Origin of the sequence: Kushneria sinocarnis, assembly GCF_003633775.1 — a bacterium.
GTDB classification, from domain to species: Bacteria; Pseudomonadota; Gammaproteobacteria; order Pseudomonadales; family Halomonadaceae; genus Kushneria; species Kushneria sinocarnis.
In genome coordinates this window covers 81,123-96,027 of record NZ_RBIN01000001.1, presented here as the reverse complement: position 1 = coordinate 96,027, position 14,905 = coordinate 81,123, and the positions used below count along the sequence as shown (strand labels likewise).

At 68.0% G+C, this 14,905-nt stretch carries 12 protein-coding genes; 8 read left to right on the top strand and 4 right to left on the bottom strand.

All coding sequences use genetic code 11. The features are described 5' to 3' along the window. Positions 1–3: 3 nt before the first annotated feature. The 8 genes from C7446_RS00435 to C7446_RS00400 all read left to right on the top strand — a co-directional run bounded on the left by C7446_RS00435 (position 4) and on the right by C7446_RS00400 (position 11,245). Entirely contained in the window at positions 4–411 is a 408-nt protein-coding gene (locus tag C7446_RS00435; protein ID WP_121170217.1) for a heme-binding protein, read from the top strand. A 75-nt stretch (positions 412–486) separates the two neighbouring features. After that, the gene (locus C7446_RS00430; RefSeq protein ID WP_121170216.1) at positions 487–2,664 is read left to right on the top strand and encodes a malate synthase G; all 2,178 of its coding nucleotides are present in this window, start codon (positions 487–489) and stop codon (positions 2,662–2,664) included. Between the two features lie 155 nt (positions 2,665–2,819). Continuing rightward, positions 2,820–3,869: a lipoate-protein ligase LplAB gene (lplAB, locus tag C7446_RS00425; RefSeq protein WP_121170214.1), complete on the top strand. Its 1,050-nt coding sequence runs from the start codon at positions 2,820–2,822 to the stop codon at positions 3,867–3,869. A 115-nt stretch (positions 3,870–3,984) separates the two neighbouring features. Continuing rightward, positions 3,985–5,730, top strand: coding sequence for an ABC transporter ATP-binding protein (locus tag C7446_RS00420; protein ID WP_121170212.1), 1,746 nt, complete (start codon positions 3,985–3,987; stop codon positions 5,728–5,730). Continuing rightward, complete coding sequence (locus C7446_RS00415; protein WP_121170210.1) at positions 5,727–7,484, top strand: ABC transporter ATP-binding protein; 1,758 nt, start codon at positions 5,727–5,729, stop codon at positions 7,482–7,484. Before C7446_RS00420 ends, C7446_RS00415 begins: the two co-directional genes overlap by 4 nt. A 131-nt stretch (positions 7,485–7,615) precedes the next feature. After that, positions 7,616–9,013, top strand: a complete 1,398-nt coding sequence (locus tag C7446_RS00410; protein ID WP_121170208.1) for a paraquat-inducible protein A — start codon at positions 7,616–7,618, stop codon at positions 9,011–9,013. After that, on the top strand, positions 8,982–10,628 hold the full coding sequence (gene pqiB / locus C7446_RS00405) for an intermembrane transport protein PqiB (protein WP_121170206.1): 1,647 nt from the start codon (positions 8,982–8,984) through the stop codon (positions 10,626–10,628). Before C7446_RS00410 ends, pqiB begins: the two co-directional genes overlap by 32 nt. After that, positions 10,625–11,245: a PqiC family protein gene (locus C7446_RS00400; protein WP_121170204.1), complete on the top strand. Its 621-nt coding sequence runs from the start codon at positions 10,625–10,627 to the stop codon at positions 11,243–11,245. Before pqiB ends, C7446_RS00400 begins: the two co-directional genes overlap by 4 nt. Positions 11,246–11,248: 3 nt before the next feature. Here the strand turns inward: C7446_RS00400 and C7446_RS00395 are convergent, their stop codons facing one another. The 4 genes from C7446_RS00395 to rdgB form a co-directional block, all read right to left on the bottom strand. Continuing rightward, positions 11,249–12,091, bottom strand: a complete 843-nt coding sequence (locus C7446_RS00395; RefSeq protein ID WP_121170202.1) for a 23S rRNA (adenine(2030)-N(6))-methyltransferase RlmJ — start codon at positions 12,089–12,091, stop codon at positions 11,249–11,251. Positions 12,092–12,187: 96 nt separating this feature from the next. Continuing rightward, the gene (locus C7446_RS00390; protein WP_245977578.1) at positions 12,188–12,850 is read right to left on the bottom strand and encodes a YiaD family glycine zipper/OmpA-like lipoprotein; all 663 of its coding nucleotides are present in this window, start codon (positions 12,848–12,850) and stop codon (positions 12,188–12,190) included. A 49-nt stretch (positions 12,851–12,899) separates the two neighbouring features. Continuing rightward, positions 12,900–14,072: a radical SAM family heme chaperone HemW gene (gene hemW / locus C7446_RS00385; RefSeq protein WP_121170198.1), complete on the bottom strand. Its 1,173-nt coding sequence runs from the start codon at positions 14,070–14,072 to the stop codon at positions 12,900–12,902. After that, positions 14,069–14,692, bottom strand: coding sequence for an RdgB/HAM1 family non-canonical purine NTP pyrophosphatase (rdgB, locus tag C7446_RS00380; RefSeq protein ID WP_245977577.1), 624 nt, complete (start codon positions 14,690–14,692; stop codon positions 14,069–14,071). The genes hemW and rdgB overlap by 4 nt, the downstream gene beginning before the upstream one ends. Positions 14,693–14,905: the final 213 nt, after the last annotated feature.

Genomic DNA, 14,905 nt, shown 5'->3' with positions numbered 1-14,905 from the left:
AGCATGCAGACCCGATTCACGCTTGAACTGGCCGACGTCAATCGCGCCCTCGACGCCGCCCAGCAGGAGGCGGAACACAACGGCTGGGCGATTGCCGTGGCCGTGGTGGATGATGGCGGCCATCCGCTCGGCCTGCGCACCCTCGATGGCGGCGCGCCGATCTCGCCCTACATCGCCCTCGAAAAGGCCCGCAGTGCGGCACTGGGCCGGCGCGAGACGCGCAATTACGAGGAGATGATCAACAACGGCCGTACCGCCTTTCTCTCGGCGCCGGTGCTGCAGGGCACCCTCACCGGGGGCGTGCCGATCACCGTGGATGGCCGGTGTGTGGGCGCGGTGGGCGTCTCCGGGGTCAAGCCGGATCAGGATTCACAGGTGGCCCAGGCGGGCGCTGCCGCGCTGGCGGAGTGAAGCGGAGCGCACGACGCATGAGCCATGCAGTGTCCGGGCGCGGGCATTGCCGCAAATCGAGCACAGGAGAGCGAGATGGCACAGTACACCAGGGTAAACGGGCTTGAGGTCGACAGCCGGCTCAAGCGTTTCATCGACGAACAGGCCCTGCCCGGCAGCGGGGTGGATGCCGAGTCCTTCTGGCAGGGGCTCGATGAGCTGCTGCACCGGCTGGGACCGGAGAATCGCGAACTGCTGGCCGAACGCGACCGGCTGCAGCAGGCGCTCGACCGCTGGCACCATGAGCATCCCGGTGCGGTGCAGGACACCACCGCCTACGCCGACTTCCTGCGCGAGATCGGCTATCTGGTACCAGCACCCGACTCGGTGCAGGTGGCCACGAGCAACGTCGATCGCGAGATCGCCGAGGTGGCCGGCCCCCAGCTGGTGGTCCCGATCTCCAACGCCCGCTACGCCCTCAACGCCGCCAACGCCCGCTGGGGCAGCCTCTACGATGCCCTCTACGGCACCGATGCGATCAGTCAGACGGACGGCGCCGAGATCACCCGGGAGTACAATCCCAGACGCGGCGAGAAGGTGGTCGCCCGCGCACGCGAGATCCTCGACCGGGTCGCGCCGCTCGCCGAGAGCTCTCACGTCGGCTCCACCGGCTACACGGTCCGGGATGGCCGGCTGGTTGTCACCACCGCGGACGGGGGCACCACGACGCTGGCCGAACCGGCGACCTTCGCCGGCTATCGCGGCAGTGCCGAGGCTCCGGAGGCGATCCTGCTGCATCACCACCACCTGCACATGGAGCTGGTGATCGACCGCGAGGGCGCCATCGGTCGGCTCGACAGCGCCGGGGTGCAGGATCTGGTGATCGAGGCGGCGATCTCCACCATCATGGACTGCGAGGATTCGGTGGCCGCCGTTGACGGCGAAGACAAGACACTGGTCTATGGCAACCTGCTGGGGCTGATGCAGGGCACCCTGGAAACCGAGCTGGACAAGGGCGGGCGTACCGTCACCCGGCGGCTCAATCCCGATCGCGACTATACCGCGCCGGACGGCTCGAACTTCCGGCTGCGCGGCCGCTCGCTGATGTTCGTGCGCAATGTCGGCCACCTGATGACCACCCCGGCCGTGCTCGATCGCGAGGGCAACGAGGTGTTCGAGGGGCTGCTCGATGGCGTGATGACGGCCCTGCTGGGCCGGCATGATCTGGCCCGGGGGGAGCATGGCAACTCCAGCACCGGCTCGATCTACATCGTCAAGCCCAAGATGCACGGTCCCGCCGAGGTCGCCTTTACCAACCGGCTGTTCGGCGAGATCGAAACCCTGGTCGGGCTGCCCGCCAACACCCTCAAGATGGGCATCATGGACGAGGAGCGGCGCACCTCGGTCAACCTCGCCGCCTGCATCAGCGAGGCCCGGCACCGGGTGGTGTTCATCAATACCGGCTTTCTCGACCGCACCGGCGACGAGATCCACTCGGTGATGAACGCCGGGCCGATGGTGCGCAAGGCAGAGATGAAGGGCACCGCCTGGATCGATGCCTACGAGCACAACAACGTCGAGCAGGGACTGCGCTGCGGCCTGCGCGGTCACGCCCAGATCGGCAAGGGCATGTGGGCGATGCCGGAGCTGATGGCGGCGATGCTGGAGCAGAAGATCGGCCACCCGCAGGCCGGCGCCACCACCGCCTGGGTGCCCTCGCCCACCGCCGCCGTGCTGCACGCCCTGCACTACCACGAGGTGGATGTCCCGGCCCTGCAGCAGCAGATGGAGCACGCCGATCCCGGCTCGCGGCTCGAGGCCCTGCTCACCGTGCCGGTGGCGGAGCAGCCCGACTGGTCAGCGGAGGAACGCCAGCAGGAGCTGGACAACAACGCCCAGGGGATTCTCGGCTATGTGGTGCGCTGGGTGGAGCACGGCATCGGCTGCTCCAAGGTGCCCGACATCCATGACGTGGCCCTGATGGAGGACCGGGCCACCCTGCGCATCTCCAGTCAGCACATCGCCAACTGGCTGCACCATGGCGTGGTCAGCGAAGCCCAGGTGCGCGAAACCCTGGCGCGCATGGCGGCCGTGGTCGATCGCCAGAATGCCGATGATCCGGACTACCGGCCGATGGCCGACCGGCTCGATGACTCGCCGGCCTTCGCCGCTGCCAGCGATCTGGTGTTCAAAGGGGTCGAGCAGCCCTCGGGCTACACCGAGCCGCTATTGCACGCCTGGCGGGCGCGGGCCAAGGCGCAGGGCTTTCACTGAGCAGCCCGACCACCTGCCACGCCACACCCCGGCAGCCCGATGGCTGCCGGTATCCGCTGCCCCGCCACAGTGCCACGCCTGTCGCCGCAGGGGTGATGCATGCGCCGTGCACCCGCTAGACTAAGCGCCAACCTGTCACAACTTTCGGAGTCCGCATGGCGCACGGTGAATACAAGGTGCCCGGTGGCAAGCTGCTGGTCGCCGATCTCGAAGTCGTGCATGAGCGCCTGCAGCGCGTCCGGCTGTCGGGTGATTTCTTCCTCGAACCGGACGAGGCACTGACGCGGATCAACACCGCGCTGGAGGGCGCGCCGGTCACGCTGGAGAGCCACGAACTGGTCGAGCGCATCACCGCCGCGCTGCCGGCGGAAACGGTGATGGTGGGCATCTCGGCGCCCGCCATTGCCACCGTGATCCGCCGGGCGCTGGCCCGTGCCAGTGACTGGCGCGATCACCGCTTTACCCTGATCCACCGGCCGCCGGAGGCGCCGCGGCTGCACATGGCACTCGATGAGATCCTCACCCGCGAGGTGGCTGCCGGCCGCCGCGGCCCGACGCTGCGGGTCTGGGAGTGGGATCGCCCGGCGATCATCATCGGCAGCTTCCAGTCGCTGGCCAACGAGGTCGATCTCGACGCCGCCCACACCGAAGGGATCGAGGTGGTACGCCGCATCAGCGGCGGCGGGGCGATGTTCGTCGAGCCCGGCAACACCATTACCTGGTCGCTGATCGTGCCGGAGAGCCTGGTGCAGGGGCTGACGTTCGTGGAGAGCTACGCCTTTCTCGATGACTGGGTGATCCGTGCGCTCGGCGACATGGGCGTGCAGGCGTGGTACGTGCCGATCAACGACATCACCTCGCCCGGCGGCAAGATCGCCGGTGCCGCCCAGAAGCGCATCAACGGGGCGGTATTGCACCATGTCACCATGGCCTACGACATCGATGCCGACAAACTCACCCGGGTACTGCGCATCGGCCGCGAGAAGCTCTCCGACAAGGGCACCACCAGCGCCGGCAAGCGCGTCGACCCGCTGCGCAGCCAGACCGGGCTCGACCGCGAGACCATCATCCAGCGCATGGCGGACTCCTTCGCCGCCCGCTTCCGGCTCGATCCCGGCGCCCTGAGCGACGAGGAACTCGACGCCGCCCGGCAGCTGGCAGCGTCGAAATTCGCCGACCCGGAGTGGACGGCACGCGTCCCCTGAGCGATGACGCCGTGGCGACATGCGTCGCCACCCGTCAGGCGCATCATGGCGCTGTTCGCTGCCCCCGAAGCCCTCGCCTGAGCTACACTGGCGAGTCTGATCCCGGGAGGCATTCATGGCGCTGGCGCGCTTTCTGAGAGCGTTCTTCTCGCAACACCGGCTGGCCTATCTCGGCGCCATCGCCGTGCTGCTGATCGTCGGTGTCCTCAACATGGCACTGCCATGGTGGGTCGGGCGGATCATCGATGCGCTGCGCGCCGGTGAACTCGACGCCCGTGCCCTGCTGCTGCGCGTGGCGCTGCTGGGCGTGGTCGGTCTGGCCCTCTACGGGCTGCGCTATGTCTGGCGGGTGCGCCTGTTCGGAACGTCGTACCGGCTGGGCATCGAGCTGCGCGACCGCTTCTATGCCAAGCTGACCCGGCTCGATCCCGGCTTCTTTCAGAACCGCCGCAGCGGCGATCTGCTGGCCCGCGCCACTCAGGATATCGACGCCATCGAAACCGCCGCCGGCGAGGGCGTGCTCTCCAGTGTCGACGGGGCACTGACGCTGGTGCTGGCGCTGGGGATCATGATCGTCGGCATCGACGCACCGCTGGCGCTGCTGGCGCTGGTGCCCTTTCCCTTCATGGCCTGGGGCTTCTATCGCGTGGCCCGCCGCGTCCAGACCCACTTCGGCGAATCGCTGGAGAGCTTCTCACGGCTCAACGACCGGACCCAGGAAGCGATCGGCGGTCTGCGCATGCTGCGCCAGAACTCGCTGGTCGAGGCCGAGATCCGCGATTTCGATGCCCGTGCCCGGGATCATACCGAGGCCAACTTCCGCGTCCAGCGGATGGAGGCGTGCTACGACCCGGTGGTGCTGCTGGCGCTGGCCGCGGCCACCCTGCTGACCCTGACGGTCGGCAGCTGGCGCTATCTCACCGACGTGATCACGCTGGGGCAGCTGACCAGCTTCACCCTCTATCTGGTCACCCTGATCTGGCCGATGTTCGCGCTGGGCTGGTGCCTCAACATCCTGCAGCGTGGCGAGGCCGCCGCCCGACGGCTGGACGAGTTCCTCGGGGAGCACGAAACCATTGTCGACGCGGGCCACCGGACCCGGCTGTCAGCCCCGACCCTGCGCATCGACATCGTCTCGTTTGGCTACCCGCGCGCCGCCACGCCGGCGCTGCGCGATCTCCATGTCGAGCTGGCCGCCGGGCGCACGCTGGGGATCGTGGGCGCCACCGGCAGCGGCAAGTCGACCCTCTTGCGGCTGCTGCTGCGCCAGTACCCGCTCGAGCACGGCACCATCCGGCTCGGCGATCACGAGCTGAGCGAGTACTCGCTGACCGCGCTGCGCGAGAGTTTCGCCTGGGTGCCCCAGGACCCCTGGCTGTTCGCCGCCACCCTGGGCGAGAACGTGGCGCTGGGGCGCCCGGAGGCCACCCCGACGGAGATTCGCCAGGCCCTCGAGCAGGCCGCCTTCGCCAGCGATCTGGCCGCACTGCCGGAGGGGCTCGAGACCCGCATCGGCGAGCGCGGCATCACCCTCTCCGGTGGTCAGCGCCAGCGGGTGGCGCTGGCCCGGGCGCTGCTCTCGCCGGCCCCGATCCTGCTGCTCGACGATACCCTCTCCGCGGTCGACCAGGGCACCGAACGGCGCCTGCTGGCCACCCTGGCCGAACAGCGGGGGCGCACCTGCGTGATCGTCAGCCATCGGCTGTCGGCGGTCGCCGGGGCCGATCATCTGCTGGTCCTGGCCGAGGGCCGCGTGATCGAACAGGGCAGCCACGCCGAGCTGCTGGCCCATGACGACCACTACGCCCGGCTCTGGCACCATCAGCAGAGCCAGCGCAGCCGGGAGGAGAACCCCTCATGAATCGCCGGCTGCTCTCGCTGCTGCTCTCGCTGCTGCTCAGGCCGCTGCTGGCTGATCGCCGCCGGCTGCTGCTCGCCCTGCTGGTGCTGGTCATCGCGACCGGACTGGATGTGATGGGCCCCTGGCTGGCCCAGGTCTATATCGACGATCATCTGGTGCCGGGCGATCTGCGGGCGCTGCCGCTGCTGCTGGGCGGCGCCTATGTCGGCAGCCAGGGGCTGGCAGCGCTGGGACGCTACCTGCAGACACTGTACTTCGCGCGCATCGGCCTGGAGGCGGTCTTCGCGCTGCGTCAGCGGGTGTTCCGTCATGTCCTGCGCCTGCCCCAGCATGTGCATGACGCCACGCCCACCGGCGAGATGGTGGCCCGGGTGACCAATGACACCGACGCCATCCGCGAACTCCATGTCGCCTTTCTGGCCACGGTACTGCAGAACCTGGTGCTGCTGGCGGGCATTCTGGTGGCGATGGCGCTGATGAACCTGCAGCTGATGCTGATCGCCGCCCCGCTGATTCCCATCGCCGGCGCGGTGATCTGGCTCTATCAGCGCACCAGCGGCCACGCCGCGATGGAGGTGCGGCGGCTGCGGGCGGTGCAGAATGCCCGCATCAACGAGGCCATCGGCGGCATGAGCGTGCTGCAGGCGTTCAACCGCACCGAACGCTTTCGCGGCCACTTCCACGACACCAACGCAGCCCAGTATGCCGCCCGCATGCGTACCGTGCGCATCTCCGGGCTGCTGCTGCGCTCGGCACTCGATCTGATCGCCACCCTCATCCTGGCCGCGCTGCTGTGGGTCTACGGCCTCGAGCATCTCGGCTCCGGCGCCGAGATCGGCGTGCTCTATGCCTTCGTGACCTGGCTGGGGCGGGTCTCCGAGCCGCTGATCGAGATCACCCAGCGCTTCAACATCTTCCAGCAGGCCAGTGTCGCCGGTACCCGCCTGCTGCGGCTGCTCGATCGTCCCGAGGCTCCAGAGGGCACGGATACCCGGCCGGTCGCCCACGCCCATCTGCAGCTCGAGGAGGTGCACTTTCGTCACCACGGCGCCGCCCGCGATACGCTGGCCGGCCTCACGCTCGACATCCCTCCCGGTACCTTTCTCGGCGTGGTCGGTCCGACCGGCAGCGGCAAGTCCACCCTGCTCGACCTGCTGGCCGGCCTGAGCCGGGTCAGTGAAGGCTCACTCACGCTGGATGGCCGCCCGGTCGCGGAGCTGGCCCCGGAGACCCTCAATACCGTGGTGGCCGGGGTGCCCCAGGAACCGTTCGTGCGCTCCACCACCCTGCGGGACAATCTGCTGCTCGGCAGCGAGGCCGACGAGACCCGGCTGGCCGCAGCCATCGACGACGCCCAGCTGCGCGAACTGATCGACCGGCTGCCCGGCGGCCTCGATACCCCGCTGGGCGAACGCGGCCTGACCCTCTCCACCGGGGAGCGCCAGCTGCTGGCGATGGCCCGGGCCCTGCTGCGCCAGCCCCGGATCCTGCTGCTCGACGAGGCCACCGCCAGCGTCGACAGTGCCACCGAGACCCGCCTGACCCGGGCGCTGGAGGGGCTGCGCGGGCGGGTGACGCTGATCGTGGTGGCCCACCGGCTCTCCACCATCCGCCATGCCGACCGGATCGTGGTCATCGAGGACGGCCGGATCATCGAGCAGGGCTCGCACGCGGCGCTTCTCGATCGCCCCGACGGCCACTATCATCGACTCTGGCATCACCGCCAGCGGCGCTCGGTGGAGCCGTGGCAGTAGCTTGCCCCGCCACCCCGGTGCCCACTATGCTGCGCCATACATGCCAGAATGTTTATAACCGACCGTCACATTCGGCACCGCCCGCCGTCCGCGCGGGCCGAAGCAGACACTGCCCTGCCGGGCAGGAGGCCATGATTCCGCACGTTCCGGAGAGTGCCATTACCACGCCATCGTCATCGCCAGCCAGGCTGCGCGTCTGTCACGAATGCGATCTGGTCAGTGTCGTGCCGCCTCTGGGCGGATCGGAGGCGGCGCACTGCCCGCGCTGTCATCATGTGCTCTACAGCCGCCGGCACTGCCCCACCCAGCAGGCCCTGGCGGTGGCGCTGGCGGCGCTGATCGCCCTGCTGCTGGCACTGCCCTTCCCGTTCATCGCCTTCGAGGCGCGCGGCGTGACCCGCTCCATCGACCTGTTCGATGCCATGACCGTGCTGACCACACAGCACTACGCGATGCTGGCGCTCCTGTTGTGGCTGGTGCTGCTGGTGCTGCCACTGCTGTTCCTGTGCGGCGTGATCCTGATTCACGGCGCTTTGCTGACCGACCGGCGCCTGCCCGCCCCGGGCCTGATGATGCGCAGCCTCCGCCATGTCCACCGCTGGATGATGGCGGATGTCTTCCTGCTGGGCGTGCTGGTCAGCATGGTCAAGATCCTGTCGATGGCGGAGATCCATTTCGGCATCTCCTTCTGGGCCTTCTGCGCCTTCGTGGTGCTGATGATCGGCACCGTGCGGCGGATCGACATGGACTGGCTGTGGGAGCGCATGGTGGGGCCGGAGCGTCGGCTGCCCGACAATGTCGTGCCCGGCCTGACCGGCGAGGCGCAGCACATCATGGGCTGCCCGGCCTGCGGCCAGGTCAATCGCATCCGCCGGCTCGGCCCGCACTACTGCTCGCGCTGCGGCGAGCGCCAGCATCTGCGCGGCCGGCACTCGCTGCAGAAGACCCTGGCGCTGCTGCTGGTGTCGGTGATGCTCTACATCCCGGCCATGGCGCTGCCGATCATGCAGGTTACCAGCCTGGGCGACGGCACCCCCCAGACCATCATCGGCGGAGTGATGCTGCTGCTGAGTCACGGCGACTGGCCGATCGCCGCGATCATCTTTCTGGCCAGCGTGGTCATTCCCATCGCCAAGATCCTGGCGCTGGGCTGGCTGTGCCTGAAAAGCCGCCGGGCCGAGCCGTGGCGACCGGAGATCCGCCTGCGGCTCTACCGGCTGACCGAATTCATCGGCCGCTGGTCGATGATCGATGTATTCGTGGTGGCCCTGCTGGTGGCGCTGGTGCGGCTCGGCACGCTGATGTCGGTCACCCCCGGTCCCGGGGTGCTGGCCTTTGCCGCCGTGGTCATCCTGACCCTGCTGGCCGCCCTCTCCTTCGACCCTCGCCTGATCTGGGATGCCGGCGCCCATCGCGATCTGCAGCTGCATCGCCCCGCGCCACCGGCCGATAACCGTTCCGACGATCCGCAAGACGACCCGCAACAGGAAGAGAGCCATGAGCGAGCCCGCTTCGACGGCCCTGCGTAAGCGCCTCAGACACATCTCGCCGGTCTGGCTGGTGCCGCTGATCGCCCTGCTGATCGGCGCCTGGATGCTCTATCACTCGCTCTCCGAACAGGGGCCGGAAATCACCCTGGTCATGGACAGCGCCGAAGGCATCGAATCCGGCCGCACCCTGATCAAGGCGCGCAACGTCGAGGTCGGTCACGTCACCTCCGTGACCCTCTCCGACGACACCCAGCACGCCGTGGTCACCGCGCGCATGAACAACAACACCGACCGGCTGCTCAACAACGATACCCGCTTCTGGGTGGTCAAGCCGCGCATCGGCCGCGAGGGGATCAGTGGGCTGGGCACCGTGCTGTCGGGCAACTACATCCAGCTGCAGCCCGGCCACGGCGAGGAGGAGCAGTACAGCTTCGAGATGCTCGATCAGCCGCCGGTTGCACCCCCCGATGCGAAGGGGCTGCGGCTGCAGCTGAGCAGCACCATGGCGGGCTCGCTGAGCGTCGGTGACCCGGTGCTGTTCAACGGCTATACCGTGGGCCGGGTGGAGAAGGTCAACTTCGACCCCGATGACCGCCAGGCGCACTATCAGCTGTTCATCCAGGCCCCCTACGAGAAGCTGGTGACCACCAACACGCGCTTCTGGTCGGCGGCCGGCTTCAATTTCGATGTCAGCTCGGAAGGCTTCTCGCTCAATCTCGACTCGCTGGAGTCGATGATCAGCGGCGGGGTGGCCTTCGGTGTCCCCGAGGACATTCCGCCGGGCGATCCCATCGGCCAGCAGAGCGATCTTGACTTCGCCCTCTACGGCGATCGCGAAAGCGCCTACCAGGGCAGCTTCAGCTACAACCTGCGCTACGTGGTGCTGATCGATGACACCGTGCGCGGGCTCAATCCCGGCGCGCCGGTGGAGTACCGCGGGGTGCGCATCGGCACCGTCGACAGCGTCCCCTGGCACATCGACAAGCTCAGCCAGAGCACCCTCAACAGCTTCAAGATTCCGGTGCTGATCCGTATCGAGCCGCAGCGCCTGCAGGCGCGGGTCGACAAGCCGGCACTCGAGGAGTGGCGCAAGCGCATGGCGGGCATGTTCGACAACGGGCTGCGGGCCTCGCTGAAGACCGGCAATCTCTTTACCGGCCAGCTGTTCGTCGATACCAGTTTCGTCGACAACCCCAGTGCACCGGCGGCGAAGGCGTATGACGGCGTACCGGTCTTCCCCAGCCAGCCCAGCGGCTTTGCCCAGATCGAGCAGAAGGTCACCGCGCTGCTCGACAAGCTCAACGGGCTCGACGTGAACGGGACGGTCGATCGGCTCAACCGGACGCTGGAACACTCCGATCAGCTGCTGGCGGAACTCGGCGACACCGCCGATACCCTCAATCAGGTGCTCGAGCAGCGCAGTACCCGGGAGCTGCCGCAGGAGCTGCAGAATACCCTGCAGTCGATGCAGCAGACGCTCAAGGGCTATTCGCGCAATGCCCCGGCCTATGACCAGCTGACCGGCACGCTCAAGGAGCTCAATCAGCTGATGCATTCGCTGCAGCCGGCGGCCCGCACCCTGAGCGAAAAACCCAACTCGCTGATCTTCAATCGCGACGAGATCAACGATCCGCAACCGAGGGCTCCCCAATGAGGCGTCGACTGCTCCCTCTCACCGTGCTGCTGCTGGCGCTGGGCGGCTGCGCCGGCCAGAGTACCGAGTTCCACCGCTACACCCTGCCGGAGGCGGACAGTGACGGCGCCGTGACCGCCGGGGACACCGCCACCCGGCAGGTGGTGCAGCTGTCGCCGGTGACGCTGGCGGCCTATCTCGACGGCTCCGGCATCGTCTTTCAGACCAGCGACATCGAGGTGCAGCAGGCCCAGGCCCATCTCTGGGCCGAGGATATCGGCACCCAGCTGACCCGCACGCTGCGCGATGCGCTGGCCGGGCAGCTGCCGCAGAGCCGGGTGCGCATCGGCGACGACCCCCAGCCCGAACAGGCCCGGGTGCAGGTCACGCTGTCGCAGTTCCAGGGCCGCCATGACGGCATGGCGGTGCTGGCCGGCCGCTATACGCTGCAGGACGCCCGGGGCCGGCTGATCGAACAGCAGCCGTTTCGCATCGAACGCCCCCTGCCGGAGGATGGCTATCCGGCGCTGGTGCGCACCCTGGGCGCCGGCTGGCAGGCCGTCGCCGAGCGCATCGCCGGTGAACTGCGCCCCCGCCTGTCCGCCATGGCGGCGCCGGACGCCGCGGCTTCTTCGTGAGCGCTACTCGCCGAGCCACCACATGCTGCGATGGGTGGCCGGAGGGCCATACAGGGCGGCCAGCTGCCGAAAGCTCTCGTCCAGCCGCTCGGGCAGCTGCCAGGGGGGATTGATCAGGGCCAGCCCGGAGCCATACAGTCCGGGCTGATCGGTGGCCTCGAAGCGGCTCAGCTCGCTGCGCCACACCTTGCGCAGGCCGTGACGCTTCATCCCGTCCAGCAGGGTGTGGTGCCGCCCCTGGGGCAGCAGCGGATACCACACCAGCACGATGGCGTGGCGCACCTTGCGCATCACCCGCTCCAGCGTCGCCGCCACCGTGGCGTACTCGTCGCGCAGCTCCCATGACGGATCGATCAGCACCGCCAGCCGCGGCGTCTTCACCGGCAGCATGGCTTCCAGCCCGGCCAGACCGTCGGCATGCCGGTGGCGGATGCGGGCCTCGCCGGGCAGGGCCGCGGCATCGAGATGGCGCTGTTCGCCGGGGTGCAGTTCGAACAGCGTCAGCTGATCCCGGTCACGCAGTGTTCGGGCCAGCCACCAGGGCGAACCGGGATAGACACTCAGCGCCGTCGCCGGCTGATGCGCGGCCAGTTGCCGGCACCACCCGTCCAGCAGGGCATCGCCGCTCGGCGATTGCTGCCAGAGCGGCAGCACACCATTGCGGTATTCGCCCAGCCGCCGGGTTTCGGGGGCATCGAGCGGATAGCTGCCCCGGCCGGCATGGGTATCCACCAGCGTCACGGCCGAGGATTTCTTCATCAGCGCTTCGGTCAGCGCATACAGCGCCAGGTGCTTGTGCACATCGGCGAAGTTGCCGGCGTGATAGGCGTGCTGATAGGCAAGCATGGGGTCCTCGCATGAAAAAAGCGCTGCCGACCCTCGTCGACAGCGCATGAACCACCGGGGCCATGGCGCCGGGCCATGAGACCCGGCGCTGCCGGCTCACCCCTGGGTCGGCACCAGGGTGATCTCGACCCGGCGATTCTGCGCCCGGCCCTGGGCGCTGTCATTGCTGGCGATGGGGTTGTCCTCGCCATGACCGCTCATGATCAGCCGGTTGAAGTCGACCCCGCCGCGGGCGAGATAGTTGCCCACGGCCTGGGCACGCAGCTCGGACAGGCGCTGGTTGTAGCTGTCGGAGCCGGTGGAGTCGGTATAGCCATCGATCTGCACCCGGGTATCCTGATACTCCTCGAGCACCTGGCGAACGCCATCCAGCGGCGAGCGAATCTGCTGGGAGAGATTGGCAGAGTCGGTGGCGAAGGTGATGTTGCTGGGCATGTTGAGCATGACCTGATTGCCCTGACGCGTCACGCTCACGCCGGTGCCCTGCATCTTCTGGCGCAGCTTGGCCTCCTGGGCATCCATGTAGTAGCCCACGCCGCCGCCGGCCAGCGCCCCCACGGCCGCGCCGATGGCGGCATGATCGAGACGGTGATCGTTGTCTGCCAGGGCGCCGGTGGCGCCGCCCAGCAGCGCACCGATGCCCGAGCCCTTGGCCAGCGATGAGGTCTGCTGCTCACCGGTATAGGGGTTAACGGTACTGCAGCCCGCCACCGCCACACTCAGTGCCAGTGATGCGATCCATCCGGTCCTTGCTTTCACTTGCTCGCTCCATTGCCAGAAAATCCGACCCGGCGATGGCCCGCCGCCCTCAGACGGCCTCGGCGTCATCGCACATGGCCAGCAGATCATTGAGAAACAACAGTCCCTGCGGGGTTGCCTTCAGCTGCGTCGGGCCGCGCTCGAGCAGCCCCAGTTGTTGTGCCCGTTCAGTGTGCGCATCGAGCGTGGCTTCGTCGAGCCCGGTACGCGCTCTCCACTCGTGACGCGGCACCCCCTGGACCAGCCGCAGCGCATTCATCAGGAATTCCAGCGGCCGCTCGTCTTCGGGGATGCTCCGGTGCCCCCCGACAAAACCACGGGGATCATTGCGCCGGCGCAGATAATCCTCCGGCTGCCGGGTCTTCCAGCGCCGCTCGATGGTAAGCCCGCCGGCCCCGTCCGGCGCACTCAGCTTGCCGTGGGCGCCGGCACCGATGCCCAGGTAGTCGCCGAAATGCCAGTAGTTGAGATTGTGCTGCGACGCCCGCCCCGGCCGGCAGTAGGCGGAGATCTCGTAGCGCCCCAGCCCGGCCGCTTCGAGCCGGGCGTGGCCGGCCTCCTGGATGTCGGCCAGCACCTCTTCCTCCGGCAGTACCGGCGGGCGGCTGTAAAAGGCCGTATTGGGTTCGAGGGTCAGCTGATACCAGGAGAGGTGCTCCGGGGCCAGCGCCAGCGCCCGTTCGATATCATTGAGCGCTCCGGCGGCATCCTGCCCCGGCAGGCCGTGCATCAGATCGACGTTGAGATTGTCGAAACCGGCCCGGCGGGCCAGCGCGATCGCCTGCTCGGCATCATCACCGCCGTGAATCCGGCCCAGCCGTTCGAGCACGGCATCATCGAAGCTCTGCACCCCCAGCGACAGGCGATTGATCCCGGCCGCCCGGTAGCCGTCGAAATGCGCCCGCTCCACCGTGCCCGGATTGGCCTCCAGCGTGACCTCGGTCTCCGCGCTCAGCGGCAGCCGCGCGCGAATCGCCGCCAGCAGCCGGGCATAGGCCTCGCCGCTGAACAGGCTGGGGGTACCGCCGCCGATGAAGATGCTGGTCAGCGGCCGCTCGCCCGCCAGCGGCAGATCGGCGTCCAGATCGGCGATCAGGGCATCGATGTAGGCCCGCTCCGGCAGGGCCTCGGGGGCTGCGGCGTGAGAGTTGAAATCGCAGTAGGGGCACTTGCGCACGCACCAGGGCACGTGGATGTAGAGCGCCAGCGGCGGCAGACTCATGAAGGACGCAGCCGTTCGACCAGCGCGGCCAGCGCCCGGCCGCGGTGACTGAGCCGATTCTTCAGCGTCGGCGAGAGCTCGGCCACGCTCAGCCCCTGCTCCGGCACCCAGAACAGCGGGTCATAGCCGAAGCCATCCTCGCCGCGCGGCAGCGACAGGATTTCGCCGGCCCAGTCGCAGTGCACAATGGTAGGCACCGGATCCTCGGGATGGCGCAAATGGACCAGAACGCAGTGGTAACGTGCGCCACGATACCCCTCGGGCACCTCGCTCATGGCCTCCAGCAGCCGACGGTTGTTGGCCTCGTCGTCGCTTGGCTCGCCGGCGTAGCGGGCGGAGTAGATGCCGGGGGCGCCATCGAGGGCATCCACGGCAAGACCGGAGTCATCGGCGAGTGCCGGCAGACCGCTGCCGGCACTCGCGGCACGGGCCTTGAGCAGGGCATTTTCAACAAAGGTCAAGCCGGTCTCCTCCACGGCCGATATGGCATGATCGGCCTGTGAAGTGACGCTCAGTCCCAGCGGCTCGAGCAGTGAACGGAATTCGCGCAGCTTGCCGGCATTGCTGCTGGCAATCACCAGCGAACGTTTGTCGGTTTCAGGCATGATCTGACTAGACATGGGGTTGCGTTCCCGGATCCGTAAAACGTCCCGCCATTCTAGGCTGGCGCAGGGCAGCTGGGAATCAACCGAGGTTACAGTCTGAATAGGCCACTGCGAACATGCGCTAATCGGAGCAACATCGGATTTGATTTTTACGTATCTTTACAGGAAGGCATTTCGCATTAGTATATCGACAGGCATGCTCACGCTCCTGGCATCGGGGAGCATGTG

Bases quoted from the DNA above. Each gene is read 5' to 3' on its own strand.
- C7446_RS00435 (WP_121170217.1), top strand. From the start codon at position 4: ATGCAGACCCGATTCACGCTTGAACTGGCCGACGTCAATCGCGCCCTC.
- C7446_RS00430 (WP_121170216.1), top strand. From the start codon at position 487: ATGGCACAGTACACCAGGGTAAACGGGCTTGAGGTCGACAGCCGGCTC.
- lplAB (WP_121170214.1), top strand. From the start codon at position 2,820: ATGGCGCACGGTGAATACAAGGTGCCCGGTGGCAAGCTGCTGGTCGCC.
- C7446_RS00420 (WP_121170212.1), top strand. From the start codon at position 3,985: ATGGCGCTGGCGCGCTTTCTGAGAGCGTTCTTCTCGCAACACCGGCTG.
- C7446_RS00415 (WP_121170210.1), top strand. From the start codon at position 5,727: ATGAATCGCCGGCTGCTCTCGCTGCTGCTCTCGCTGCTGCTCAGGCCG.
- C7446_RS00410 (WP_121170208.1), top strand. From the start codon at position 7,616: ATGATTCCGCACGTTCCGGAGAGTGCCATTACCACGCCATCGTCATCG.
- pqiB (WP_121170206.1), top strand. From the start codon at position 8,982: ATGAGCGAGCCCGCTTCGACGGCCCTGCGTAAGCGCCTCAGACACATC.
- C7446_RS00400 (WP_121170204.1), top strand. From the start codon at position 10,625: ATGAGGCGTCGACTGCTCCCTCTCACCGTGCTGCTGCTGGCGCTGGGC.
- C7446_RS00395 (WP_121170202.1), bottom strand. From the start codon at position 12,091: ATGCTTGCCTATCAGCACGCCTATCACGCCGGCAACTTCGCCGATGTG.
- hemW (WP_121170198.1), bottom strand. From the start codon at position 14,072: ATGAGTCTGCCGCCGCTGGCGCTCTACATCCACGTGCCCTGGTGCGTG.
- rdgB (WP_245977577.1), bottom strand. From the start codon at position 14,692: ATGTCTAGTCAGATCATGCCTGAAACCGACAAACGTTCGCTGGTGATT.